At 55.5% G+C, this 26,297-nt stretch carries 25 protein-coding genes, 1 tRNA gene and 1 pseudogene; 8 read left to right on the top strand and 19 right to left on the bottom strand.

From position 1 onward, the window contains the following. The first annotated feature begins 6 nt into the window (after positions 1–6). Complete coding sequence (aroC, locus tag D7D48_RS07300) at positions 7–1,083, top strand: chorismate synthase (protein WP_125230640.1); 1,077 nt, start codon at positions 7–9, stop codon at positions 1,081–1,083. A 9-nt stretch (positions 1,084–1,092) separates the two neighbouring features. Beyond that, positions 1,093–1,557 (top strand): cupin domain-containing protein, encoded by a 465-nt coding sequence (locus tag D7D48_RS07295; RefSeq protein ID WP_125230639.1) that lies wholly within the window; start codon positions 1,093–1,095, stop codon positions 1,555–1,557. Here the strand turns inward: D7D48_RS07295 and D7D48_RS07290 are convergent. From D7D48_RS07290 to rpmH, 6 genes are all read right to left on the bottom strand, one after another. Continuing rightward, a complete protein-coding gene (locus tag D7D48_RS07290; RefSeq protein WP_125230933.1) occupies positions 1,550–2,212 on the bottom strand; it encodes a glutathione S-transferase family protein in 663 nt (220 codons plus the stop codon). The two genes, D7D48_RS07295 and D7D48_RS07290, sit on opposite strands and share 8 nt — an antisense overlap. Before the next feature lie 71 nt (positions 2,213–2,283). Continuing rightward, entirely contained in the window at positions 2,284–2,904 is a 621-nt protein-coding gene (gene yihA / locus D7D48_RS07285; RefSeq protein ID WP_125230638.1) for a ribosome biogenesis GTP-binding protein YihA/YsxC, read from the bottom strand. Continuing rightward, a complete protein-coding gene (yidC, locus tag D7D48_RS07280) occupies positions 2,901–4,670 on the bottom strand; it encodes a membrane protein insertase YidC (protein WP_125230637.1) in 1,770 nt (589 codons plus the stop codon). The genes yihA and yidC overlap by 4 nt, the downstream gene beginning before the upstream one ends. Positions 4,671–4,704: 34 nt before the next feature. Beyond that, positions 4,705–4,917, bottom strand: coding sequence for a membrane protein insertion efficiency factor YidD (gene yidD / locus D7D48_RS07275; RefSeq protein WP_125230636.1), 213 nt, complete (start codon positions 4,915–4,917; stop codon positions 4,705–4,707). A 49-nt stretch (positions 4,918–4,966) separates the two neighbouring features. Then, complete coding sequence (gene rnpA, locus D7D48_RS07270) at positions 4,967–5,302, bottom strand: ribonuclease P protein component (protein ID WP_125230635.1); 336 nt, start codon at positions 5,300–5,302, stop codon at positions 4,967–4,969. A 23-nt stretch (positions 5,303–5,325) separates the two neighbouring features. Beyond that, on the bottom strand, positions 5,326–5,460 hold the full coding sequence (gene rpmH / locus D7D48_RS07265; protein ID WP_125230634.1) for a 50S ribosomal protein L34: 135 nt from the start codon (positions 5,458–5,460) through the stop codon (positions 5,326–5,328). Between the two features lie 460 nt (positions 5,461–5,920). Here rpmH and hppD point away from each other — a divergent pair, with 460 nt between their 5' ends. Together hppD and D7D48_RS07250 are read left to right on the top strand one after the other, a co-directional pair. Continuing rightward, positions 5,921–7,009: a 4-hydroxyphenylpyruvate dioxygenase gene (gene hppD / locus D7D48_RS07255; protein WP_125230633.1), complete on the top strand. Its 1,089-nt coding sequence runs from the start codon at positions 5,921–5,923 to the stop codon at positions 7,007–7,009. Beyond that, positions 7,006–7,557, top strand: coding sequence for a VOC family protein (locus D7D48_RS07250; RefSeq protein WP_125230632.1), 552 nt, complete (start codon positions 7,006–7,008; stop codon positions 7,555–7,557). Before hppD ends, D7D48_RS07250 begins: the two co-directional genes overlap by 4 nt. Here D7D48_RS07250 and D7D48_RS07245 read toward each other — a convergent pair. Further along, positions 7,554–8,450, bottom strand: a complete 897-nt coding sequence (locus D7D48_RS07245) for a homocysteine S-methyltransferase family protein (RefSeq protein ID WP_125230631.1) — start codon at positions 8,448–8,450, stop codon at positions 7,554–7,556. The two genes, D7D48_RS07250 and D7D48_RS07245, sit on opposite strands and share 4 nt — an antisense overlap. Before the next feature lie 221 nt (positions 8,451–8,671). On the opposite strand from D7D48_RS07245, the gene D7D48_RS07240 reads away from it, so the two are divergent. After that, on the top strand, positions 8,672–9,889 hold the full coding sequence (locus D7D48_RS07240; protein WP_125230630.1) for a saccharopine dehydrogenase family protein: 1,218 nt from the start codon (positions 8,672–8,674) through the stop codon (positions 9,887–9,889). Between the two features lie 38 nt (positions 9,890–9,927). Here D7D48_RS07240 and D7D48_RS07235 read toward each other — a convergent pair. From D7D48_RS07235 to D7D48_RS07210, 6 genes are all read right to left on the bottom strand, one after another. Next, positions 9,928–10,003: transfer RNA gene (locus D7D48_RS07235), tRNA-Lys, on the bottom strand. A gap of 88 nt (positions 10,004–10,091) precedes the next feature. Further along, on the bottom strand, positions 10,092–11,204 hold the full coding sequence (rodA, locus tag D7D48_RS07230; RefSeq protein ID WP_125230629.1) for a rod shape-determining protein RodA: 1,113 nt from the start codon (positions 11,202–11,204) through the stop codon (positions 10,092–10,094). Next, the gene (mrdA, locus tag D7D48_RS07225) at positions 11,201–13,108 is read right to left on the bottom strand and encodes a penicillin-binding protein 2 (protein WP_125230932.1); all 1,908 of its coding nucleotides are present in this window, start codon (positions 13,106–13,108) and stop codon (positions 11,201–11,203) included. Before mrdA ends, rodA begins: the two co-directional genes overlap by 4 nt. Continuing rightward, positions 13,105–13,659, bottom strand: coding sequence for a rod shape-determining protein MreD (gene mreD, locus D7D48_RS07220; protein ID WP_125230628.1), 555 nt, complete (start codon positions 13,657–13,659; stop codon positions 13,105–13,107). Before mreD ends, mrdA begins: the two co-directional genes overlap by 4 nt. Further along, the gene (locus D7D48_RS07215) at positions 13,656–14,558 is read right to left on the bottom strand and encodes a rod shape-determining protein MreC (RefSeq protein WP_125230627.1); all 903 of its coding nucleotides are present in this window, start codon (positions 14,556–14,558) and stop codon (positions 13,656–13,658) included. Before D7D48_RS07215 ends, mreD begins: the two co-directional genes overlap by 4 nt. A gap of 12 nt (positions 14,559–14,570) precedes the next feature. After that, positions 14,571–15,611, bottom strand: coding sequence for a rod shape-determining protein (locus tag D7D48_RS07210; protein WP_125230626.1), 1,041 nt, complete (start codon positions 15,609–15,611; stop codon positions 14,571–14,573). A 160-nt stretch (positions 15,612–15,771) separates the two neighbouring features. Between D7D48_RS07210 and mutL the strand changes: the two genes are divergently transcribed. After that, positions 15,772–17,604 carry a DNA mismatch repair endonuclease MutL gene (gene mutL, locus D7D48_RS07205; RefSeq protein ID WP_125230625.1) on the top strand — a complete coding sequence of 611 codons (1,833 nt, stop codon included), beginning with the start codon at positions 15,772–15,774 and terminating at the stop codon, positions 17,602–17,604. Between the two features lie 97 nt (positions 17,605–17,701). Here mutL and ychF read toward each other — a convergent pair whose 3' ends face one another. The 5 genes and pseudogenes from ychF to D7D48_RS07180 form a co-directional block, all read right to left on the bottom strand. Continuing rightward, positions 17,702–18,802, bottom strand: coding sequence for a redox-regulated ATPase YchF (gene ychF / locus D7D48_RS07200; protein ID WP_125230624.1), 1,101 nt, complete (start codon positions 18,800–18,802; stop codon positions 17,702–17,704). Between the two features lie 92 nt (positions 18,803–18,894). Continuing rightward, positions 18,895–19,467: an aminoacyl-tRNA hydrolase gene (pth, locus tag D7D48_RS07195; protein ID WP_125230623.1), complete on the bottom strand. Its 573-nt coding sequence runs from the start codon at positions 19,465–19,467 to the stop codon at positions 18,895–18,897. Between the two features lie 80 nt (positions 19,468–19,547). Continuing rightward, positions 19,548–19,850 (bottom strand): annotated as a pseudogene (gene rplY / locus D7D48_RS07190) (50S ribosomal protein L25); the annotation flags it as partial. A gap of 109 nt (positions 19,851–19,959) precedes the next feature. Continuing rightward, a complete protein-coding gene (locus D7D48_RS07185) occupies positions 19,960–20,736 on the bottom strand; it encodes a sulfite exporter TauE/SafE family protein (protein WP_125230621.1) in 777 nt (258 codons plus the stop codon). 143 nt (positions 20,737–20,879) lie between these two features. Continuing rightward, complete coding sequence (locus D7D48_RS07180) at positions 20,880–21,317, bottom strand: RrF2 family transcriptional regulator (protein ID WP_125230620.1); 438 nt, start codon at positions 21,315–21,317, stop codon at positions 20,880–20,882. A gap of 187 nt (positions 21,318–21,504) precedes the next feature. On the opposite strand from D7D48_RS07180, the gene D7D48_RS07175 reads away from it, so the two are divergent. Then, positions 21,505–24,513 (top strand): TonB-dependent receptor domain-containing protein, encoded by a 3,009-nt coding sequence (locus D7D48_RS07175; RefSeq protein WP_125230619.1) that lies wholly within the window; start codon positions 21,505–21,507, stop codon positions 24,511–24,513. A gap of 17 nt (positions 24,514–24,530) precedes the next feature. Further along, a complete protein-coding gene (locus D7D48_RS07170; RefSeq protein WP_125230618.1) occupies positions 24,531–25,583 on the top strand; it encodes a S66 peptidase family protein in 1,053 nt (350 codons plus the stop codon). Here the strand turns inward: D7D48_RS07170 and D7D48_RS07165 are convergent. Further along, entirely contained in the window at positions 25,580–26,293 is a 714-nt protein-coding gene (locus tag D7D48_RS07165; protein ID WP_185739803.1) for a CPBP family intramembrane glutamic endopeptidase, read from the bottom strand. The two genes, D7D48_RS07170 and D7D48_RS07165, sit on opposite strands and share 4 nt — an antisense overlap. Positions 26,294–26,297 lie beyond the last annotated feature (4 nt).

Below are 26,297 nucleotides of genomic sequence, written 5' to 3'. Positions count from 1 at the left end.
CAGCAAATGAGCTTTAATACCTTTGGCCGCGTGTTCCGTTTTTCGACATGGGGCGAATCGCATGGCCCAGCGCTGGGTGCGTTGGTCGATGGCTGCCCTCCCGGCCTCGCGTTGTCCGAAGCCGATATCCAGCCATTTCTGGACCAGCGCCGTCCCGGCACGTCGCGTTTCACCACCCAGCGGCAGGAACCCGATGCCGTGCGGATATTGTCCGGCGTGTTTGAAGGCCGCACCACCGGAACGCCGATTTCGCTGATGATTGAAAATGTGGATCAACGATCTAAGGACTATTCAGAGGTCGCCAAGGCCTATCGTCCTGGCCACGCTGATTACAGCTATGATGCCAAATATGGCTTTCGCGATTATCGCGGCGGCGGCCGATCCAGCGCCCGTGAAACCGCCGCACGCGTCGCGGCTGGCGCAGTCGCACGCGCTGTCATTCCCGATGTCGAAATTATCGCTTATGTTGCCGAAATCGGTGGCGATGCGATTAATCGCGATAATTTTGAAGCATCACAAATTGATAAAAACCCGTTTTTCTGCCCCGATGAAGCGGCTGCGGGGCGTTGGGAAAAATTGGTCGACGAAGCACGCAAGGCTGGTTCCTCGCTCGGCGCGGTGATCGAATGCGTTGCCACAGGCGTTCCCCCCGGCTGGGGCGCGCCGCTTTATGCCAAGCTGGACAGTGAGCTGGCGTCAGCGATGATGAGCATCAACGCGGTAAAGGGCGTTGAAATTGGCGCAGGCTTTGGCGCAGCGCGTTTGCGTGGTGAGGAAAATGCCGACCGGATGCGGCCCGCCAGTGCAGGGTCCAACCATCCCGAATTTCTTGCGAATAATGCAGGTGGCATTGCGGGCGGTATTTCGACAGGGCAGCCTATTTTGGTGCGCGTCGCGTTCAAACCGACATCGTCCATCCTCACGCCCGTTGAAACCGTCACCCGTGATGGCGACGCAACGGACATCGTCACCAAAGGCCGCCACGACCCTTGCGTAGGTATCCGGGGCACACCCGTGGTCGCGGCGATGATGGCGCTGGTTCTGGCGGATCAGAAGCTGTTGCACCGCGCACAATGCGGGTAGGCGTTCGCGATGCCGAAGTTAGACATAGAGGCAATCGCGCAATGCAACGATACGGGTTATCCCGAGCCTTATAACGCTGAAGTCGAAGGTCGTTGGTGGCGCAGGCTCGCGCCCGCAGCGGGCCTAACTCAGATAGGCGCGAGCCATGTGGTGCTGAAGCCGGGTGGATGGTCTTCGCACCGGCATTGGCATCATAAAGAGGATGAGCTGGTCATCATTTTGTCCGGTGAGGCTGTGCTGGTCGAAGACGGCGGCGAGACAATGTTGCGTGCAGGCGACGTCGCCGCGTGGGCGGCTGGGGTGCCTAACGGACATCATCTCATTAACCGAAGCGGCCAAGACTGTGTTTTTGTTGCTATCGGCGCTGGTGATCGCGGGGCGGGCGGCGTTTATGCCGATATCGATATGACGTTCGGAGACGAAGGCTATTTCCACAAAGACGGCACGCCTTACCCGACGAAGCGTATCAAGTAAAAGCGCTCTCGAAGCGTTCTATCGTCCACGGCTCTTCGGCAGCGGCGGCGTACCATTGTTCCATCCATGGATGCATCATTATGGCGTCGGCATAGGCTTGGGCAAAGCCCGGCAGGGTGAAACCATAGGTCACAAAGCGCGACACCACGGGGGCGAGCATAATATCTGCTGCGCTGAACGTGCCGAACAGATATGGCCCTTCCTTGCCAAAGCGCGATCGTGCCTCTGCCCAGTTTTGCAATATGCGAATTGCGTCGGCCTGGGTTTCTTCGGAAAATGTTAGGTCTTTATCGGTTCTGCGTGTGTTCATCGGGCATTCGCGGCGCAAGGATAAATAGCCTGAATGCATTTCCGCCGCCATGGAACGTGCCATGCCGCGCGCCACCGGGTCCTTGGGCCAAAAACGGTCACGCCCGACCTTGTCGGCAAGATAATCGATGATCGCCATGCTGTCCCAGACGACGGCCTCTCCGTCCCACAAGATCGGGACCTTACCCGACGATGGCGCAATGTCAGCCTCATGTTTGCGTCGATCCCAGTCCGTTCCATATAAAGGGACGATGACCTCTTCAAAATGCAGGCCAGATTGTTTCGCCGCGAGCCAGCCGCGCAGCGACCAGCTTGAATAGGCTTTGTTTCCAATGATGAGTTTCAAGGTCATGCGACCTTACATGGCCGTTATTTGCTTTTCTGTCGAGAGGCAGAGGCGCAAAGCCACTGGAGTATTTACGAGGCCACAGCTTCCAATACCGCCGCGCGCAGGTCTTCAATCCCGCCGCGTTTTTCGGCGGAGGTCACCGACAAGTCCGGATAAGCCGCCACATGCTTGCGCAGCTTTGCCATAGTGTCGGTTTCAACCGCGGCCAAGTCGCTGGCCTTAATCTTGTCGGTCTTGGTAAGCACGATGCGATAGCTGATTGCGGCGCTATCGAGCATCGACATGATGTCATGATCAACCTCTTTAATGCCATGGCGGCTATCGATCAGGACGAACACGCGCTTCAACACCACGCGCCCCCGCAGATAATCATTAATCAGATAGCGCCATTGCTGCACGGTTTTGATCGGTGCTTTGGCATAGCCATAGCCGGGCATATCAACGATACGAAATACCGCAGGATCGCCCACATCAAAGAAGTTCAATTCTTGTGTGCGACCCGGCGTATTCGACGCGCGCGCCAGATTGTTGCGGTTGACGAGCGCATTGATCAGGCTCGACTTGCCGACATTTGACCGACCCGCAAACGCGATTTCCGGCACCGTTGGTTCGGGCAGAAATTCAAGCTTTGGCGCGGATTTCAGGAAGCTTATGGGCCCTGAAAAGATTTTAGTCGTCGTTTCGGTCACGCCTTGGCATTCGCTTTCGCCTGCGCCTTTTCTTGGGCTTCACGGGCCATTTGCTCGCGCAAAATGGGATGGCGTGAATAAAGCCACTTTTGCTGGGCAATCGACACGAGGTTGGACATCACCCAATAGAGCTGAAGACCAGCGGCAAAGGGGGCCATGATGAACATCAGGAACCATGGCATGACTGCAAAGACCTGCTTTTGCACTTCGTCCATAGGTTGCGGGTTCAGGCGCTGCATCAACCACATCGTCACGCCCAACAAGATTGGCAATATGCCAATGGCGATGAAAGATGGCGGATCGAATGGCAGCAATCCAAACAGGTTGATGGGCGTCAACGGGTCGGGTGCGGACAAATCCTTCAACCATAAGACGAAGGGCTGGTGACGCATTTCAATCGACAGCAGCAGAATTTTATACAGCGCGAAGAAAATCGGAATTTGCAGCAATATGGGAAGGCAGCCCGCGAGCGGGTTCACTTTTTCTTCTTTATATAGCTGCATCATTTCTTGCTGCAGACGCGGCTTATCGTCTTTCCAGCGTTCTTGCAGTGCCTTGAGCTTCGGCTGCACCGCACGCATCTGCGCCATAGACGCAAATTGCTTTTGCGCGACGGGATACATGACCAAGCGGACAATGATGGTTAGACCAATGATGGCAACGCCAAAGTTACCGAATACGCCAAATAGCCAATGGAGGATCCAGAAGAAGGGAATGGCGATGAACCAGAACCAACCCCAGTCAATGGCATAGTCCAGATATGGAATACCCAAATCTTGGGAATAGGCGTTGAGGACGGCCATTTCTTTGGCGCCCGCAAACAAACGTGAGCTGCTGTCATATGCAGCGCCAGCGGCAACGCTGTTATAACGCGTTGGGATGACTTGTGCTTGATAGACATCGCCGCTCGCGCGGAATTTTGCCGAGACTGGCGTTTTCTGATCTGGAATCAGCGCGCCTAGCCAATATTTATCGGTAAAGCCCAACCAGCCGCCTGTGCTGGTGAATGATGCTTCACCCTTATTTTCTTCCACATCGACATAGCCCCAATCATAATTGGGCTGGTCATCAAAAACGCCCATCGGACCGATGTGAATATGCGTGAATATAGAGCCACCCGATGTCGCGTCTGCGGGCTTGCCGGTGCGGCTAAGCAACGCGAAATTGGCGATTTCGACAGGCGCCGTATTATTATTGATGAAGCGCTGCTTTGCCGTAATCATGAAATTATCGTCAATCGACAGTGCAATTTCAAACTTCTGACTTTGGGCATTGGTCCAGCTCAAGGTCACAGGCGTGGATGGCGTCAGCTTAGTGCCGCTGGGTGTCCATACGGTCTTGTCATCTGGGGCAGTGATGCCCGTGCCGGCCCAGCCAAAGCGTGCGAAATAAGCGTTTTTGGTGCCAGATGGTGCAAACAGGCGAACTGGCGCCGAATCCTTGGCAAGTTCCGTACGGTGGGTGAGCAACACAAGGTCGTCGATTTTCGCGCCCTCAAGATTGATTGAGCCTTTCAGCTTGGGTGTTTCGACAAGCACGCGTGCCGAAGATTGCAGGGCAGTGCCGATTGGAACGGCCTGAACCTTGGCGGGTGCGGCTTCAACAGACACATCAGACGTCGCCGCGCCTGCGGGGCTTGCGGTGGATGCTGCTGTGCTGGTCACGGGCGCCGGCGTGGGGAAGAAATAGCTGGCAACATAGGGCCAACCGAACAGGATGAGGCCCGTCAGCAATACTGCAAATATCAGGTTGCGTTTATCGTCCACGTCTAAAATTCCCCGTTAATCCGTAAATGGAGCTTCATGGCACGGGATCATATCCGTGCCCACCCCATGGTTGGCAGCGCAATAGCCGTTTGATGGCCAGCCAGCCACCCTTAATTGCGCCATATTTTTGTAGCGCCGTAATCGCATAAGCCGAACAGCTTGGGCTATATCTACATGTCGGCGGTAAAATGCGCGATGGACCGATCTGCCAGGCCCGTGCGACAAGGATGAAAAGCTTTGCAATCATGTCATCCTCGCCGTCGCACGTTGAAGGAGCGGATTTGGGTTATTGGTCATCAGCCGCATAACTTTCCCAACGCCTTGGTCATGTCTGCGCGCAATGCGGCAAAGTCCCGTTCAATCCCACTATCGCGGCCAATCAGAATATGATCTGCGCCTGCCTTGCCATTGTGTGCGAGCATTTCCTGCGCGAGCGCGCGAAAGCGGCGGCGCATGCGGTTGCGAACGACGGCGTTGCCGACTTTTTTAGTGATGGTAATGCCCAGCCGGATATCGGCGCTTTCATCCTGCCTGTCTTTCACAAGCAAAACAAAACCGGGAGTTGCATATCGCTTCCCCCGGTTGGCAGCCAGAAAATCTGACCTTTTTGTGATAACGCTGTAACCGCGCATGTCGCGGTTCGCCTGCTCGGTGATTAAGCCGAGAGCTTCTTGCGGCCGCGTGCGCGACGTGCGTTCAGGATGTTGCGGCCAGCAGCGGTTGACATGCGAAGACGAAAACCGTGGCGACGGGCACGCACGAGATTGCTCGGCTGAAAAGTGCGCTTCATGACTATAATCCTTAAATTTTTTGCGTCTTGAAATGAAAATAGTCGCCGAATCTTCCCAGCGACCTTTTCTGTTGCAGTGGCCGTTACGGTCAGCATGGCGAAAAGTCAACACGGGTTAGGGTCAGGACCACTTAAATCCACCTTCGCGGTTTGAGGCCATTTTGCTCATGGCTATGCGGCAAGCGCCGGGCTTAGTGGTTCTAAGTCCAAGCTTGCCAAAGACGTCCTGGGCAAAATGGGTCAAATCCTGCGGACGTCAAAATGGCTTCGATCTCAAAGGGAAACGCCCTTGCAGGCAGATTGACTGCCTGCGGCGGACATTTTCCTTCGATATCTTTGCCATTTTGACGCCGCGAAGGTGGATTTAAGTGGTCCTGACCCTAAACCGTCAGGCACATTGACGCGCGATCCGCAATGACGTAAATTGGTTTCAAATGTAACCAATTTTGCAGGAGCGTATATGGCCGATTTGTTCGAAAACCCGTTGGGACTCGATGGGTTCGAATTCATCGAATTTTCCGCGCCGGAAAAAGGCCTGCTGGAGCCCGTGTTTGAACGCATGGGTTTCAGCCGCATCGCGCGGCATCGGTCAAAGGATGTCGACCTGTGGCGGCAAGGCGAGATCAACCTGATCGCCAATTACGAACCCAAAAGCCCTGCGGCCTATTTCGCGGCAGAACATGGCCCATCGGCATGTGGCATGGCGTTCCGCGTCAAGAACGCGCGCCTAGCCTATGACGAAGCGATTGCGCGTGGCGCGGAACCCGTTGAAACGCGCACTGGGCCGATGGAGCTGCGTTTACCCGCCATTCGCGGCATTGGTGGCGCGATGATTTACCTTGTGGATCGTTACGGCGATGCACTGTCGATTTATGACATTGATTTCGACTATCTGCCCGGTGTGGACCGCAATCCGGTGGGTGCGGGGTTCAAGATCATCGATCACCTTACGCACAATGTCTATGGCGGACGCATGGCGCATTGGAGCCGTTTTTACGAACGCGTCTTCAACTTCCGCGAAATTCGCTATTTCGACATTAAGGGCGAATATACCGGCCTCACCAGTCGCGCGATGACCGCGCCGGACGGCAAAATCCGCATTCCCTTGAATGAAGAAGGCAGCGGCGGCGGCGGACAGATTGAGGAATATCTGCGTGCCTATAATGGCGAAGGCATTCAACATATCGCCTTTTCTTGTGATGACTTGCCAGCTTGCTGGGATCGGTTAAAGGCGCTGGGCACGCCCTTCGCGCCGCCACCGCCCAAGGCTTATTATGACATGCTTGAAGAACGCTTGCCCGGCCATGGCGAGCCGGTTGAAGAACTGCAATCGCGTGGTATTTTGCTCGATGGTTCGACGCAAGATGGCGATCCACGTTTGTTGCTGCAGATATTCTCGCAAACCATGATCGGCCCTGTGTTCTTCGAATTCATTCAGCGCAAAAAAGACGAAGGCTTTGGTGAAGGCAACTTCACTGCTTTGTTCAAAAGCATCGAGCGCGACCAGATTGAACGCGGCGCGTTGACGGTAACGGAGCCCGCGGCATGACCGCGCCTATCACGCTGAACCGTATTCATCACGTCGCCTATCGGTGCAAGGACGCCAAGGCGACGGCGGATTGGTATGCGCGGGTTTTGGGTATGGAATTCACCACCGCCTTTGCCGAGGATTATGTGCCATCCACGGGCGAATATGACCCCTATATGCATATTTTCTTGGATTGCGGCGGCGGCAATGTCCTTGCCTTTTTCGAACTGCCGAACCAGCCGGAAATGGGCAAAGATCCCAATACCCCGGCCTGGGTGCAACATATCGCGTTTGAAGTTGCGGATATTGATGCTTTGTTAACCGCCAAGGCGCATATTGAGGCGCAAGGCATAGATGTCGTTGGTCCGACCTTTCACGGCATATTCCGGTCGATCTATTTCTTTGATCCCAATGGGCATAGGTTGGAGCTTGCCTGCAACATTGGCACTGCGGAACAATATGCCGAATTAAAACGCGTCGCGCCGTTGATGCTGCAGGAATGGAGCGCGACTAAAAAAGCGCCGCGCCATGCTGATTGGCTGCATACTGATCCGGACAAATTGTCCTAATCCGTCACGCCTGCGCGCAGCGCCGCGATATGCTCAGGGCAAATCCCGCAACAGCCGCCCAATATGGAGGCCCCCGCTGCGTGCCAAGAGGCCGCAAAGCGTTTATAGCCTTCGGGCGTTAAGTCCGCGCGGATCGGGCTGAGCCCCGAATTCGCTTCTGCATCAGCGGCCATGGGTGGAAAGGCATTGGCATACACGCCGATGCGGATCGCGCTATCCGCCCCCAGTTGCGCCTGCGCAACTTGGACGGCGGCTTCCATTACTTCAGGTTGGCTGCAATTGAACAGAAGGGCTGCCGCGCCGACCTCTTGCGCAAGGCGAGCGGCCTCGGTCACGCTCTCGCCGGAGCGCAGGGCGGGGGCGTCCGTGGCAGCCTCGTCCTCCAATGTGAAGGAAAGCCATAATGCTTTATCCGTCGGGGCGGTGAGCGTGGCACATAAGCGGGCCTCGGCCAATGACGACAGTGTTTCGGCAAGCCAATGGTCAACATTTGGAGCGAGTGCGCCGATCAGGACTTCCAGAATTGGACGGGCGCGATCAAGGTCAACAAGATCCGGGCGGTAGGAACCACAAACAGGCGGCAGCGAACCGGCGACGCGCACAGCTTGCGGCGATGCATCCGCCACATCGCGCGCCAATTGCCCCGCGCGCGCCGCAAGCGAAGCACCTTCGCGCGCAAAGCGCTCCGCGCCGATATGAAAGGGCACAAGCGCATATGAATTGGTGGTTATGACGTCCGCACCAGCATCGACATAAGCGCGGTGGACTGTACTAACGAACTGCGGGGCTTCCATCAGCGCCAGCGCCGACCATTCGGGCTGGCGAAAGGGCGCACCACGCCGCGCAAGCTCCCGGCCCGTGCCGCCATCAAGAATTAAAACTGTGTCGGTCATCAAGGTCACATTAACATGTCTGGCACTGCAGCGACAGGGAGAGATTATCTATGGGTTCGCAGTCTGCGCGAGGTTGAACTTGGACACTTGCAACATGGCATGCCCACCGCCTAACGTGAAAGGAATGGATGAGGCCATGCTTCATCGATATGATCAGCCATCAACGCCAATTTATCGATGATGGACAGTTATTCTAAGTTTCATTGCGCGGTGGGGATAAAATGGCCGATAAAAAATTTGATATCATTGTATATGGGGCCACCAGCTTTGTCGGCCAGATCATAACGCGTTATATGCATGCGCAGTTTGCAGATGGATCCATCCGCTGGGCCATCGCAGGTCGCTCACATAGCAAGCTACAAAATGTCAGCGATGCGATTGGATTGTCAGGCGTTGAGATCATCGTTGCGGATGCGGCGGACGAAGATGCCTTGCGGAAAATCTGTGCCCAGACCAGTGTCGTCATGTCTACGGTCGGTCCCTATGCGCTATATGGTGACATATTGGTCAAGGTATGCGCCACAACAGGGACCCATTATTGCGATCTAACGGGCGAGCCCCAGTGGATACGCAAAATGCAATTGCGGCATGAAGCCGATGCAATCAAAAGCGGCGCTCGGATCGTCCATTGTTGTGGCTTTGACAGCATCCCGTCCGATCTGGGTGTGCACTTCCTACAACGTAACGCATTGGAACAATTCGGCCAGACATGTGCGCGGATTGACATGCGGGTGGTTAGCATGAAGGGCGGGGCGTCCGGCGGCACCATCGCCAGCATGATTAACATGGTGAAGGAAGCCGTGAGCGACGCTGATTTGCGCCGCGAACTTCAAGACCCTTATAGCCTTTGTCCGCAGAACCATCAATTCTCGGTCACGCAGCCGGAGGTGAAGATTGCCTATGATACGGTCGCTGGCGGCTGGATTGCGCCATTTATCATGGCGGGTATCAACACGCGGGTCGTGCATCGGTCCAACGCTTTGAGCCATAACAGCTACGGTGTTGATTTTAAGTATGAGGAAGCCGTCGTGACGGGCCAAGGGAGCTCCGGCAAGCGGAAGGCTAAAGCGGCGCATTGGGGCGTGAATGCCCTCATGTTGGGCCTGGCTGTGCCGCCGATCCGCTGGCTGCTCGAAACTTTTGTCTTGCCGAAACCTGGCGAGGGGCCAAGCGAGAAAGCCCAACATGAGGGCATGTTTGATATTGTTTTCTTCGGTTCAACTGCACGAGGTGAGACTATTCAATGCCGCGTCACGGGAGACCGTGATCCGGGCTATGGTTCAACCGCCAAAATGCTCTCCCAAGCAGCTGCTTGCCTTGCCAAAGACGTGCCTGACTCGGTTCCGGGCGGCTTTTGGACGCCAGCAACGATTTTAGGCGATATGTTAATCGCACGGCTTCAGGCGCATGCAGGGCTCAGGTTTGAGAAACACGCTTAGGCTGACATACATGCCTATTCGGTGCGATCGGAAAGTAATGGTAGACGCTGAGGGGTTCGAACCCACGACCCGCTGATTAAGAGTCAGCTGCTCTACCAACTGAGCTAAGCGTCCCCATTTCGGGATGGCCAGATGCGCACTCCCGTTTGGAGCGCCGCCTTTGATGGGTTTAGCTTACTTTGTCAAGCAGGCCTTGCCCGATTTATTGGAATTGGCCCCGCTTTGCGCCGGGGTGGCGTTCGATGGACATGATAATCCCTACGCATAGCATCATGGTCAGCATGGATGACCCGCCATGACTGACAAAGGGCAAAGGTATACCAGCCACAGGCGCGAGTCCCACAACCATCAACAGGTTGATCATAATGTAAAAGAAAATGGTGCAGGTCAGGCCAGCGGCCACCAATTGACCATAACGGGTTTTGCTCTCCATCGCGACGGTCAAGCCCCAGCGCATGAGCAGAAAATAGAGAAACAGAATGAAAAAGCCGCCAACAATGCCCCATTCTTCGGCCATGGTGGCAAAGACAAAGTCGGTGTGGCCTTCGGGCAGATAATCCAAATGGCTTTGTGTGCCATTGCCAAAGCCTTTGCCAAATATACCACCTGAACCAATGGCGATTTTCGACTGGGTAATATGATAGCCAGCGCCCAAAGGATCATTTTCGGGGTTGAGGAAAATGAGCACGCGGTCTTGCTGATAGGGTTTGAGGCCAAAGAAATAGACCAAGGGGGCAAATATGGCGACGGCCGCACCCGCGCCCCAAAAATAGATCAGCGGCAATCCGGCCATAAAGCCCACCACGCCCAAGCCAAAGGCATAAGCAATAGCAGCGTCAAAATCAGGTTGGATAATCACCAATACGCTTGGCAGCAGCAACAATGCACCCAAGGGCCAAATGGCATCAAGGCCATATATGCGGTTGGGTGGAAGCCGGTCGAAAAACCACGCTGCGGCCAGAACCATCACGGGTTTCATCAGTTCGGATGGTTGCAACGTGATGATACCCAAGTTGATCCAGCGCTGACTACCGCCGCCGATGAAGCCCAACAATTCCACGGCCACCAGCATCAACAGCAAGAGCAGATAAAGCGGGAAAGTGATGGATTTCCAAAATTCCAGCTTCATCCGCGACATGATGATGATCATGCCTAGAAGAACGAAAAAGCGGAGGATATGCTTGCCCGCCCATGGGTCAAAATGGCCGCCTGCAGCCGAATAGAGCACGGCAGCGCCAAAGCTCACCAACGCCATCAAGATAAAAATGACGCGCCAAGGCAATGCGGCGATAGGGGCAGGAACGATGCGGTTCATGCTGTGGGATCCAATGGAGGCGGCGGCGCTGATTGCCCCTGATAAGCAGCATATTTGGCCGCCATACGTTGTTCAATATTGCCGCCCCAGCCAGCCTCCAGCGCCTCCAGCGACGCCATGGCCTGTTCACGGTCGTAGAGGAAGGTCAGCACATCCTTGGCGATAGGCGCCGCCGCGCGCGCGCCGCCCATGCCGTGTTCGATGACCACTGCGGCGCCATAACGCGGTTGATCCACCGGCGCGAAGCATACGAACAGGCCATGATCGCGATATTTCCATTCGCCGGATTGGCCACGTTGCGCACCCGCAATACGGCGCACCTGCGCGGTACCGGTTTTCCCCGCCATGGCGATATTTTCGAGCATTAGCCTACTGCGTACCGCAGTTCCGTCGCCGTTTACGACTAAGTTCATGCCTTCACGCACGACGTCGAGATGCGCTTTGGGAAAGGATAAAGGTTTAGGCACCGCGCGTTTGCCCATCAGAATTTCTGGCTGAATGTTCAAACCAGAGGCAATACGCGCTGCCATAAGGCCCAGTTGGAAGGGACTGGCGATGATGTAACCCTGACCAATGACGGCGTTAAGTGTGTCGGACTCGGTCCATTTCTGGTCATATTTGCGCATTTTCCATGCGCTGTCGGGTACAGTGCCGTAACGTTGTGACGGGAAGGGCAGGGTAAATTCCTGCCCCAATCCAAGCTCGCGCGCCACAGGCGCGATATTGTCAAAACCAATACGGCGCCCCATCGCATAGAAATACGTATTGCAGCTTTTCATGATCGCGGTGGTCATGTTGACTGGACCATGCCGCCCAAGACATCTGAAAACGCGATTGCCCAATCGGTACCCGCCATTGCAGGTTACCGTTTCTTCAGGATCGATGCCGTGGCGCATCATGGCAAGCCCAGCCATGGGTTTCAACGTAGAGCCCGGGGGATAAAGTCCCTGAAGCGCCTTGTTCAGCATGGGGATATGGTCGTCGCTGTTCAGCATTTTCCATTCCACACGGCCAATGCCGTCGGAAAAGCTGTTGGGGTCGTAACAGGGCATGGATGCCATGGTGATAATGTCACCCGTAAGGCAATCGAACACGACCACGGATCCCGATTCTAGGCCGAGCCGCCTTGCAGCGTAATTGTGCAGATCAATATCAATGGTCAGTTGGACGGGCTTGCCAGGCGTGTCGGGCCGTGTGGTCAGTTCCCGCACGATCTTGCCGCGCGCGGTGACTTCGGTACGCTTGGCGCCCGGTTCGCCCTGTAACCTGTCCTCCAGCGTTTTTTCGAGGCCATCCTTGCCAACCTTGAACCCCGGCGTAATCAGCAGTGGATTTTTGTTCTTCTGATATTCCTCTGCCGACACCGTGCCCACATAGCCAATTAGATGCCCGACCGCCGCGCCGCTGGGGTAGAAGCGCGAATAGCCTTGGCGTGGGCTGACGCCGGGTAGATCTGGTAAGCGCACGCTGACCGCTGCGAATTTGTCATAATCCAAGCCATCGGCGACTTGCACCGGTTGAAACCCCTGTGCATTTTTCAACTCGCGATGGATGCGATCGACATCATCTGTTGAAAGCGCCAGCAATTCGGCCAGCGTTTGAATAGTCTCATCCTTTTTTGCCAACCGGTCGGGAATGATATCAACACGAAAATCTGCGCGGTTCGTGGCAATGGGCTTACCAAATCGGTCAATGAACCACCCCCTGCGCGGTGGGATGATGGTCAGATTAACTCGGTTGCTTTCGGCCAAAAGCTTATATTTTTCATTATCGGCCACCGCGATATAGGACATGCGGGCGGCAACAGTCAGGCCAATCGCGGCTTGCACGCCACCCACAAACGCGGCGCGGCGTGTAAAGGTGAAGTCAAGTTGTCCGGATGTTACCTGCTTTTCGACTTTCATGTTGCCAATCGCCAGCTGTCGAGCCGCGCACATATTCGCACGACGAGCGGATATAGCAATATGGACAAGGTGATTTGTGGTAATAAAACCATCGGATTGGGGGCGGCGTGGGCGAGGCCGGCAATCCACCAACCACCCAGCAGCACTGCCGCGATGAGTAAGGCCGCGATCAACCAATCCTGCAGATAATCGCGCCATATCGCCCGTGAATCGATAATCTCGACAATGAGCATTGCGAGGGACCAGAGAAGGCCAGCGCTACCAAAAGGTTGGCCGCTGAATAGATCATCCATCAATCCGAATGGGACGCCTGACCATATAGGCAATAATCCAGGGCGCATCAGTCGCCAGCTTAAAAACATCAGCAATCCGAATGGCGGCAAAAGCGGTCCGGCGCTAAAAATCGGTAGGCTGGTCACCATTGATGCCAAAATCACCGAGGCAATTGGTATCGTCAACATTTTGAGCAGCGATTGTTCACGGTCAAAACGACTTGCATATTCCCGTCCTGGCCGTGTCGGCAGGCGAATGGCGCTGACCGGAATTTTCACTCCGCGATCTCTTTAGTTTCGCCATCTGGAGCAATCGCTTGCTGTGCGGCTCTCGCTGCACCCAAATAAGGTTTCATCACAATGGCATATGGGCTGTTAGCGGGATCGGCAAAGGGGAGACCAAGCGCACCTTCGCTCGTCTTGCGGATGACCCGTGCAAAGGGGATATTTGCGCTATATAACCCGCCATTGCCTGATGTGACGATGATGTCTCCGACCTTGAAAGGGCTTTCGCCCAAGTTTAACGGCTTGATTAGGACCAGCCCATTGCCAAGGCCTGCGGAAAATGCCGGAAGACCGTCGCTCGCGCGCATGACGGGTACCAGATTTTCGCTGTCCGTCACCAACAGCACCCGCGCGGTTGTTGGCCCTGTTTCTATGACGCGGCCAATAAGTCCGGCTGGCCCACGCACAGGTTGTGCGCGTTCAACGCCGAAGTTTCGTCCGATGGATAAAGTGGCGACCCGCCGTGTGCTTGATGCTGTGGAACTGATCAGGCGACCAACGGCCACTTGCTGTGCATCCTCATCCGCTATTTTGAGTAAGCTGCGCAGCCGGGCATTTTCGACACGCAAGGCCTGCGCCTCGATTAAGGCGCTGCGGCTTGCCTTTAGTTCTTTTTCGAGCGTTACATTTTTCGATGCGGCGTCGATATAGGCTGAAACAGTGTGTGTTATCTTTTGGGAAGATTGCCGCGCATTATTGAGCACCCGTGCGGCGGGAGCCGTGACTTCTGAGCCAAAGGTGCGCAGCGCAGAAAATCCAGTCGGATCGACCACCGAAATTGTCAGAAGCAGCGCAGCGACTATCGTTCCTGCAATCGCAACCACATAGGTCACGAACAGGCCATATTGCGCCTTCCGGGAAAATCCGGGGCGCCGATGTGGCGGCGGCGCCATCCTAACCTCGCCTTAAGCGGTGAGCAGGACGCCGCGGAAGATCGGGTCTTCCATGGCCCTGCCTGTGCCGATAGCAACGCAGGTTAGCGGATCTTCGGCAACCGTGACCGGCAGGCCGGTTTCATCACGCAGAAATTCGTCAAGGCCCGCCATCAACGCGCCACCACCGGTCAGAACAATGCCCTGATCCACGATGTCTGCTGCCAATTCCGGTGCCGTGTTTTCCAACGCAACGCGCACACCTTCTAGGATGGTGCCGATGGGTTCCGACAAAGCTTCGGCAATCTGGGCCTGATTGATCGAAATTTCCTTCGGGACACCATTTACAAGATCGCGGCCCTTGATGTGCAATGTTTCACCAACGCCATCGGCTGGTGGACGGGCTGTTCCGAAATCCTTTTTGATCCGTTCCGCCGTGGCTTCACCAATCAGCAGGTTATGATGCCGTCGAACATAAGACACAATCGCTTCGTCCATCTTGTCACCACCGGTACGAACGGAGGTTGTGTAAGCAAGGCCGCGCAAGGACAGGATGGCAACTTCAGTGGTGCCGCCACCAATATCGACGACCATCGAGCCAATGGGTTCAGTTACGGGCATGTCTGCACCAATAGCGGCTGCCATAGGTTCCTCGATCAAGAACACTTCGGACGCGCCTGCGTTCGATGCAGCATCGCGAATCGCGCGGCGCTCAACTGAGGTCGAACCCGATGGCACGCAAATAACGATTTCAGGGTAGCTAAACATACGGCGCTTGCCGTGCACTTTGTGGATGAAGTGCTTGATCATTTGTTCGGCAACATCAATGTCCGCAATCACGCCATCGCGTAAGGGGCGGATAGCCTCAATGCTGTCAGGCGTCTTACCCATCATCAGCTTTGCATCATCGCCAACGGCCTTTACGCGCTTGATACCGTTAATGGTTTCAATCGCTACGACAGAAGGTTCGTTCAGGACGATGCCTTGGCCGCGTACATAGACAACTGTGTTTGCGGTGCCGAGGTCAATCGCCATATCCTGTGAAGCGAAACGGAAAAACTTGCCAAATACCATGTAATATCCACCCAGTTCGGTTTGGTTCGAGTCCTTTGGAGCGCGCCCAAATATTCGCGCAGTCCTAGCGGAATTCGCTGTTTTAAAAAACAGGTATTTGGCTGGATTACGAACGATTAAGGAGTCGCTTGAACCGTCCGCTTGGGCTAGGAACCTGCTTATGTCAATAAGAAGGCTCCCCGAAAATCTGGTCAACCGTATTGCCGCTGGTGAAGTGGTGGAAAGACCGGCCAGCGCGTTGAAAGAACTGGTGGAAAACGCCATCGATTCGGGTGCGCGGAACATTAGCGTGCGCCTTAGCGCAGGCGGCATTGATTTGGTGGAGGTTACAGATGATGGGTGCGGCATGTCCCCACCGGACATGGCCTTAGCGCTGGAGCGCCATGCAACGTCCAAGCTGCCCGATGAAGATATTGAAATGGTTTCGACTTTGGGTTTCCGGGGGGAGGCTTTGCCATCGATTGCCAGCGTATCCAAAATGACGCTGGAAAGCCGCCCTGCAAATGCCGAGGGCTGGACACGGACAGTGGACCACGGCGTGGTAACGGGGGAGGGGCCAGCCGCTTTGCCTTTTGGCACACGGGTGCGTGTCGAAAATCTCTTCGGTAACGTGCCCGCGCGCCGCAAATTCTTGCGCAGTGCGCGCGCCGAATATGCCGCCGCTCTCGACACGATGAAGCGGCTGGCGATGGCACGGCCCGACATTGGCTTTGTTGTCGAACATGACGGACGGCGCGTCTTGGCAGTGCAGCCGACATCAGCGCGGCCTGAACGCGTCGCGGCGCTGACCAGCGGTGAACTTATCGACAACAGCGTTGCGTTGGATTTTGAACGGGAGGGCGTCCGCCTTGGCGGCGTGGCCAGCCTGCCGACCTATAATCGCGGTGTTGCCGACCATCAATTTTTGTTCGTTAATGGCCGCCCCGTAAAGGACAGGCTGCTTATCGGGGCCGTGCGTGGGGCTTATGCCGAAATGCTGGCGCGGGACAGGCACGCGGTTGTGGCCTTGTTTCTCGATCTGCCGCCGACTCAAGTTGATGTGAACGTCCATCCCGCTAAGACCGAGGTTCGCTTTCGTGACCCAGCGCTCATCCGTGGGATGATTGTCTCGGGCCTGCGCCATGCGCTCGATCAATCTGGCTTTCGTGCCGTGCAACGGCCCAGCGCCGATGCGCTCGCCGCGTGGCAGCAAGAGCCGATGCACACTGCACAAGGTGACATTTTTGCGCGGCCAGCGGCGCTTGGGCCGACTGCATATCAGGGCAATTATGGCCAACGCCCGGCATATCCATCAGCGCAGGAAAGCCGCAGCAGCTTTGCCGATATGGGGGCAATTCCCGGTGAAGATCTCGCCCCCTTATGGGGCAGAGCCGCCGTCGCCCACGAACCCGTGCCCGAACGCGCCAGCCACCCGCTTGGCGTCGCGCGCGGTCAGGTTGCAAACACCTATATCGTTGCCGAAGCCGAAGACGGCCTTGTTATCGTCGATCAACATGCTGCGCATGAACGGCTGGTGCTGGAACGTATGCGCAAGGCGATGGCGGCAGCGGGCGGCGGCGTGCCGTCACAGGCATTATTGTTGCCCATCGTCGTAGAACTGGAAGAACCCGCTTGTGACCGGCTGGAGGCAAGGGCCGAAGAGCTTTCGGCCTTTGGCTTAGACATCGAACGCTTTGGGCCTGGCGCTATGCTCGTCCGTGCGACACCCGCGGTGCTGGGTGATGGGGATGCCAAAGGTTTGCTGGAAGATCTCGCCGATGATCTGGCGGCTTATGACGACGCTTTGTCGTTAAAGGAACGCATTGACCATGTCGCCGCAACGATGGCCTGCCACGGCTCCGTCCGCGCAGGCCGCGTGCTGTCCGTCACCGAAATGAACGCGCTTTTGCGCGAAATGGAAGTCACCCCGCATAGCGGGCAGTGCAACCATGGCAGGCCAACTTGGGTGAAGCTGGCGCTGGGCGATGTGGAGAAGCTTTTCGGGCGGAAATAGGCGTGCGGCGTAAGACTTAGGCGCCGCGGCCAGACCCTGCAACCGAAGGCGTGCAGAGTACAAACAAGTTCAGGGTGACGACGGGTAGGGTTCCACCTCAAACATTAAATCGAAACAGCATGATATCGCCGTCTTTGACGAGATATTCTTTGCCTTCTGAGCGCCATTTGCCCGCTTCTTTCGCGCCGGCTTCGCCGTTATACTGGACATAATCGTCATAGGCCATGGTTTCGGCGCGGATGAAGCCTTTTTCGAAATCGCTGTGGATTGCCCCTGCCGCATTAGGTGCGGTTGCGCCTTTGGTTACGGTCCATGCCCGTGCTTCTTTTGGGCCGACGGTGAAGAAGGTGATGAGGTCGAGCAATTCGTATCCTGCGCGGATGACACGCGCGAGGCCGGTTTCGGATAGGCCCAGGTCTTCGAGGAACACTTCGCGGTCATCGGCGGGCATGGTGGAAATTTCGGCCTCAATCGCGGCGGAAACGACAACGGCTTCTGCGCCTTCGGCCTTGGCTTTTTCAAAAACGCGTGCGGACAAAGCATTGCCATTGGCGGCGCTCGCCTCTTCAACATTGCAGACGTAGAGAACAGGTTTCGCTGTCAAAAGCTGCGCCATTTGGAAATGGCGTTCTTCTTCGGCATCGTCGCGTTTGGTCAGGCGCGCGGGCTTACCGTCGCGCAGTAGGTCGAGCGCACGGCCCAAAACAAGTGCGCTGATTTTCGCTTCCTTGTCGCCCTGCGTGCCCTTTTTGATGAGGTTGGGAACCCGCTTTTCAAGGCTTTCCAAGTCGGACAGCATCAGTTCGGTCTCTACGGTCTCCGCATCGGAAATCGGGTCGATCTTATTGTCGACATGCTGGATGTCGTCATCTTCGAAACAGCGCAAAACGTGGACAATCGCGTCCACTTCGCGGATGTTGCCGAGGAACTGGTTGCCAAGGCCTTCACCCTTGGACGCACCGCGCACAAGGCCCGCAATATCGACAAAGCCCAATTGCGTTTCGATAATCTTCTGACTGCCGCCGATTTTGGCGATGGTTTGCAGGCGCGGATCAGGGACGGCGACATTGCCGATATTGGGTTCAATCGTGCAGAACGGATAGTTGGCCGCTTGCGCCGCTGCTGTCTCGGTCAACGCATTGAACAGGGTGGACTTGCCCACATTGGGAAGGCCCACAATACCGCATTTGAAACCCATAATGTCCTCGTCAAAAATAATATGAAGCGGCCCTAGGCGAGGTTCGGCAGCAAGTCCATCCAATGCGATGGTGCACCCATCGCTAAACGGCGTTAATCCTGCTGCAACCGCACCGCGACGTCGTTCATGAAGCGAACGTCATCGCCCTTGGCCAGCCATTCGGCCTCTGCCGACACAGCGCCCAGTAAATCGGCCAGATCGTCAATCTCGCTCTTGTGAAAATTACCCAGAACATAGCCGGTGACACGGTCTTTATTGCCCGGATGACCAATGCCCAAACGGACACGGCGGAATTCTGCGCCGATATGGTCGGTTATTGAACGGATGCCATTATGGCCCGCCGCGCCGCCGCCTGTTTTGACCTTCACCTTGAAAGGCGCAAGGTCGAGCTCGTCGTAGAAGACCGTCACGTCCTTGGGCTCAAGCTTATAGAAATCCATCGCTGCGCGTACGCTGCGGCCGCTTTCGTTCATGAACGTCGCGGGTTTGAGAAGGATGATTTTTTCCGAACCAATCCGGAATTCCTGCACCCAACCAAGAAATTTTTTGGCAGGTAGCGGCAGGTCGTGAATTTCGGCCAGCGCGTCAATCGCCATGAAACCGATATTGTGCCGGTGCATCGCATAGGTGGCGCCTGGATTACCGAGACCTACCCATAATTGCATCGCGCTAGTCCCTCGTGGGAATATCCGGGGCGAGCCGAAACCCAGCCCCGGAAATAAATGTAAGCTTAGCCTTCGACTTACGCGCCCTTAACGGTGCGCAGGAAGTCAACATGTATTGGACGATCGCTGACAGGATGAAATGCAACATCCTTTGGAACTGTGATCTGTTTTTTGCCACCAAGTTCGATCTCGACGACGCTGTCAAAAAATTGGCCAGTCATCAACAATTTGATGAGCGCCTTTTCCTCAACGTGGATAAGTTCGGGTTCTTGTTTGTTGCCGTAAATGACGGCGGGCACTCGGTTTTGACGACGCAATTCGCGGGAGGCTCCCTTGCCTGCCTTATCGCGCGTCTCTGCCGACAATGTCAGCTGATCGCTCATGTTGATTCTCCAAAAAAGTTACCTTGCCGCCACGCCTCCAGGGATGACCATGCACGGCAAGCGCGCGCATATATGCGGATTGCCCATGAAAGGCAAGCTTATTGGCGCGTTACGCCAGCGCTTTGTAGAGGCTGAATAGGCTTGTTGCGATCAGGACGATGCTGACGGCGAACAGCAATATGCGCGGATGAATACGCTTGGCGACAATTGCCCCAAAGGGCGCGGCGAGCAAACCGCCGATCAGCAGGCCGCCCGTGACCACGGTAAAGGCCTCTAAGCCGATAGTCAGAATGAAAGTCATCGACACCGCAACCGTCAGGAAAAACTCCGCCGTGTTGACCGTTCCGATGGTTTTGCGTGGGTCTGCCCCTTGTATCAGAAGGTTGGACGTAACTACTGGTCCCCAGCCGCCACCACCAGAGGCGTCCAAAAAGCCGCCGATGAGGCCAAGTGGCATGGTGACCTTGGGATCGCGTGGCTTATGCTCGTGCGAGAAACCCCACGCTTTATACAGAAGGTAGAAACCGATGAGCGTCAAATATCCCATCACAAAAGGGCGTGCAGCCTCGGTGTGGATGCTCGCCAGCAGATAGGCGCCGGTGCAGCCACCAATGACGCCGGGAATGGCGATGCGGGCGAACAATTTCCAATCGATATTCTTGTGCAGAACATGGCTAATACCAGACGCGCCCGTCGTAAACATCTCGACAAAATGGACGCCAGCTGAAGCGCGGGCGGGTGCGACGCCCATGACGCTGACCAGCAAAGTGCTGCAAATCACGCCAAAGGCCATGCCCAACGCCCCATCAACCAGCTGCGCGGCAAAGCCAACAGCGATATAAGGCGCAACCGACATCCAGTCGACATTGGCAATATATTCAATCATCCAAATCTCGCACTGACAGGTTCCAATAATGCTCAGGCACCATGCGACCATAGTTGATTAGCAACGTACATGCACCTTTGTATTTTATTGGCTGGCCCAAAGGAGTGGTTTAGCAGCAACAAAAGCTAATGCTGTTCAAAAGCTTATTCCGCCGCCTGCAGGTAAATGTCGGCGTGGACGATATCGGTCAGGTTGATGCTGTCGAGCAGATTGGCGGTTTTGTCGCGCACCTGAAGCATGAGCGCGCGTGTGCGGCAATTTTCTTCCTCGACGCAATTTTTGCACTTTTCATGGGCATAGCGGCTGGCGCAAGGAACCAAGGCCAGTGAGCCCCGCATGATACGGATGAGGTCGCCATAGCTGATGTCAATCGGCGAAACGCCAAGCCAATAGCCACCGTCTTTGCCGCGCTGCGACGCTACTAAGCCGGAACGGGATAGCTCGGATAAAATAACCGTCAGAAATTTAGGCGGAATTTTTTGCGCTTCAGCAATATCGCCGAGCTGAACGGGGCCTTTGCCATAATGATCGGCAAGATGCTGCATGGCGCGGATGGCATAGCGGGTTTTTTGAGACAGCATAAATTTCCTTTGCGCCTCATGCGGCCAATTTTCAACCCGCCAAGTAGACAAAGCGTTGAATAAGGTGGAGCCTAATACAGTTTCTTTGTGTATTGGGTGCAAAGTCAGTTGCATTGCTCGATTGGCCAGAATAGCGTGTCGCCCATAAAAGGCTCGGGGGCGAGCTGAAACGAGAAGGGGAATTTTTATGAAAACTTCAAAAACTGCGATATTGTTGTTGGCCACATGTCTGACTGCGCCAGCCTTTGCGCAAGATACGTCGCCACCTGCCTCTGCGGAAACGGCTGAAGATGAAGGCACTGCCATTATAGTTACCGGATCGCGTATCAAACAAGACCCGACGAAAAGCGCTGCACCATTGCAGGTTATTACTCCGTCTGATTTGTCTCGTGAAGGCATCAATGGCCCAGAGCAGTTGATTTCATTTCTTTCCACCAACGGGAATGGTGCGGACAATTTGGCATCGAATAGTGACGTAACAACAGGCGCGCAACGCGGTACGAACGGACTGTCCGCCGCGAACCTGCGTGGGCAGGGTGCTGCCGCGACACTGGTCTTACTCAATGGTCGCCGGGTGGCGGCGCATGGCCTGACCGGCGGCGCTGTTGACGTTAACCAGGTTCCGTTTGCGGCACTAGAGCGTGTTGAAGTACTGAAAGATGGCGCGTCCGCCATTTATGGCACCGATGCGATTGGCGGCGTTATCAACTTTATCACGAAATCGAATTTTCAAGGTGTGGTGCTCAACGGCTTCACAGACATTACGCAACGTAATGACAGCGCCATTTACCGCCTTTCGGGGACAGCTGGCTATGGTGACCTGAGTACCCAAGGCTTCAACATTATGGGCGCGGTGAGCAAAAGCTGGAATTCTGCCTTGCTTGGCCAAGATCGCGATTTTGTGAACGGCAACCAACCCAATCGTGGCCTTTCGGTGGATACCCGTGGCACGCCTATTGCGACTGCATTCCCAGCCAACACAAATAGCTTATTCGCACCCAATGGTTCGTTACTTGGCGGGACCACCAATAGCTCCGCAAACTTCTACCTGCCCGGATTGCTCATCCCAGGAACAACAACGCGCGCTGATGGCGGCATCAACCCGCTTGATTTGCCAGGCGGCGCGGGCTGCGATTCCGTCAATGGCGGTATGGCATATGACGAAGTGCTCTGGTCAGTGCCGGGTGCAAAATTTGCTTGTTCATGGGACACAGGCCGTGCCGCGGTGCTTCAGCAGCCGTTGCAAACACTGACCTTTTATGGGAAGGCTACGCTGGCTTTGGGTGACCATCGCTTGGCAGCAGAAATAACGGGTTCCGATGCGGATTCGAAGAAGCGGTTTTCAAACAACCAATATTCGATCAACGCGACAACTATGCCGCTGTATTATCCGTTGAACGCGACTACCGCGGCAACCTATAACAGCGTGTATGACGCCATTGCCGGAACATTCCCTGCGGTAGGCGCGGTGGGTGACCGGACGGTTGATACCGTTGGCAATTACGGCAAACCTATTGCCTATCGCTGGCGCAATATCCCTGGTGGCAATCGCGAATATGTCACAAACACCAAAACAATCCGTGGCGCACTTACGGCCGAAGGTCCGCTTGGTGGAACATGGGATTACCGCGCAGGTGGTTCTTACGCAAAAAGCGAAGCATCGTCCGTGCTCGGTACGGGGTACCATTATGCGGGTATATTCCGTTCAGCAGCCAACGCAACTGCTTCGGGTGTCGCTGGGGCCGTTAGCGGCGGCATTGATCCACGTGCGCCCACTGCACCAGGCGCATCGCGTCCGGGCATAATTGGCTTGTTGAATAGCGGTATTCTTAACCCCTTCTCGGTGACCCAATCGGATGCGGCGCTAGCTGGACTTGAAGCTATTTCGGCGGAAGGTACAACATTATATGGCGGTCAATATGAGGTGAAGCAATTTGACGCCTCGGTTTCCGGTTCCTTGTTTGATTTGCCTGCTGGTCCAGTGCAAGTCGCGCTTGGCGCGGATTACCGCCGTGAAACCTACAGCTTCAACGGTTCTGCTGCTGCAGTAGCAGGGCAGGCAGAAATTTTTAACGTGGCATTCGACAATGTGAACGCGCTCACGCCGAAAAATCGCAATGTAAAGGCGGTCTATGCCGAGATGTCGGTGCCAGTGTTGGAGAGCCTTGAGCTCACCGGTGCTGTTCGGCTCGACGATTATACGGGCTTCGGATCAACAGTTAATCCAAAGTTAACCGCAAAATTTTCGCCATTTGACTGGGTGCTGCTGCGGGCGTCCTATAACACAGGTTTCCGTGTCCCTGCATTTAACCAAATCTTTAACGGCGTCACCGAATCTCCTAATCCAGGAAACAACCTGACCGACCCAAGCACATGCCCAGTGGGTGGTGTTGTGAACGTTACGGCAGGTTGCGGTGCGATCACGCCAACGTCACTGAGCGGTGGTAATGTTAATCTGGGGCCTGAAACATCCGAGCAATATTCGGCAGGTATTGTGTTTACGCCTGCACCACAGTTTAGCGCATCGGTCGATTTCTGGTCTATCGCCGTGGATAATACCATCGGTGCGCTGACCATCGCCCAATTATTGGCGAACCAATCCTACTTTCCTGACCGTGTAATACGGACGGGCGGCGTGATTACGCAGTTGGATTTACGGCAGGACAATATCGGTTCGCGTCGTACGCAAGGGCTAGAAGTCGCGCTGCGCGGCGGTATTGATGCATTGGGTGGTGTACTTACGGCTGGACTTGATGGAACATATCTTGTTAAGAAGCGGGAGAAATTCTTGCCGTCTGCGCCATTTGGTTCAAGCTTGATCGGCGTGTTCACCTATGCTGGCGACCTGGGCTTGAAATGGAAACATAGCGCATTCATCAACTATGCCGTCGATGACATGCTGTTCAGCTTCTCGCAAATCTATCGCAACGGATATAAGAACAACGCGCTTCCGGCGTCTGCCAGTCGTCCAGACTATAATGCGCGGGTAAAAGCCTATGTCACCTACAATCTGTCCGCGGCTATGGACATGAACGATAAGCTGCGCTTGACCGCAGGTGTGCGTAACGTGTTCGACACAGATCCGCCATTTGCAATCACGTATGACAGCAACACGGGTTCGGGTTCCAGCTGGGAACCACGTGTGGCTGACCCACGTGGACGGTCGTTCACATTGTCGATCGAAGCTAAGTTCTAAGAAAAGGCGTGCCGGGTATGGATATCAATGCAACTCGGCGTCAGATTATGGCGGGGCTGGCGGCTATGCTGTCGGCCCCGCCGCTTTTGGCCGCAGGCGTGCCTGCAGCTAAGGCCGCGCGGAAACCTTCACGGTTGCGTGTCGGCGATACCGTCGGCTTGATTGAACCCGCGTCGGCCAGCGACGACCCATTTCAAATTCAGCTGGTCGAAGAAGCGATTGTCGCCATGGGCCTAAAACCCAAGCGCGCGGTTCATTTGTTGAACCGCTATGGCTATCTGGCTGGCCAAGATAAGGACCGTGCGGCGGACATTAACGCCATGTTTGCGGATCCAGATGTGAAAGCCATTTTTGCTGTGCGTGGCGGGTGGGGCAGCGCGCGGCTTTTGCCGTATCTTGACTGGAACATCATTCGCGCCAACCCCAAATTATTGACGGGTTTCAGCGACATCACTGCCTTGCATATGGCGATTGCGGCCAAAGGCGGATTTGTGACCTTGCATGGTCCAAACGCGGGCAGCGCATGGGGCAAGGCGTCATGGGACATATATCGCGAGATTGCGTTTGATGCAGGGACGCCCTTGTTTACCAATCCCGTTGGTGACGAAGACCGGATGGCGCAGCGCCGCTGGCGCACGCGCGTATTGGGCACAGGCAATGGCAAGGCGCAGGGCAAGTTGCTCGGCGGAAACCTGACGGTGCTGACCGCGCTGGTCGGCACGCCTTATCTACCCAGTTTCGACGGTGCGATCCTGTTCATCGAAGATGTGGATGAGGCGGAATATCGCATTGACCGTATGCTCACGCAATTGGGGCAGGCGGGCGTGCTGAAGAACCTGAAAGGCGTCGTGTTTGGGCAATGCACAGATTGCGTGAACAAGGGCACCAGCTATGGTGCATTCACGTTGAACGACGTGTTGACGCAACATCTGGGCGGCTTGGGTATTCCAGCCTATCAAGGCGCGTTTTTCGGGCATATCACCGACCAATTCACGTTGCCTGTCGGCGGCATGGCGGAAATCGATGCTGATGCTGGAACGCTGCGCTTGCTGGAACCCGTCGTCGTTTAATTCAGAACTTGCGATACCAATATTGCGAATACGTTGTTCGCCATGTGCAAAATGATGTTGGTGCGCAGTGACCCTGTGCGGTGGTAGAGATAGCCAAAGGCAATGCTCAACGACATGAGGCCGGGGATCGCATAAGGTTGGCCGTGCACCAAGGCGAACAGGAATGATGACAAAAAGATAGCACCCCAAATCGGCACATATTTCGCCAGCGCATTTTGCAAAAAACCGCGAAACAGAAGCTCCTCCACCACTGGCGCAGCGATTGCGATGGCGAAGAACATGGCCGCCATGTTCAACGGCGTCCGCTCTATGCCCGCTAGGATTTTTGCCATGTCCGCTTGCATGTCTACGCCCGGAATAACGTAAGTCGTATAGACAAAATTGAATGCCATGGCGGCGGCCACCAACAAGATAGCGAGCCCGCTTGCCTTGTGCAGCGGGACCTTACCAAAATCATGCAGGCCCAATGCCGCCGCCCGCGCGTCTTTGCGCAGATATAGTCCCATTAGCGACAATTGAATCACGGCGGATGCAAGCAGTCCCCAGATAATCGAAATAGGCTCTGGCGCGGTCGATGCGCCTTGCGTCGCGGCGATGATGACGGCCGTGCTTACCCCTTGCAGGGCGAAGTATAACAGTATGAAACCGAAGGTCGGCAGCAACGCAGGAAAAGGCCCTTGTTTTATTCCGGCCATAGCAGGATCGCCCATTTGT

The organism is Sphingorhabdus wooponensis (assembly GCF_003933235.1).
Taxonomy (GTDB): domain Bacteria; phylum Pseudomonadota; class Alphaproteobacteria; order Sphingomonadales; family Sphingomonadaceae; genus Sphingorhabdus_B; species Sphingorhabdus_B wooponensis.
This window is presented reverse-complemented; position numbering and strand designations above follow the sequence as displayed.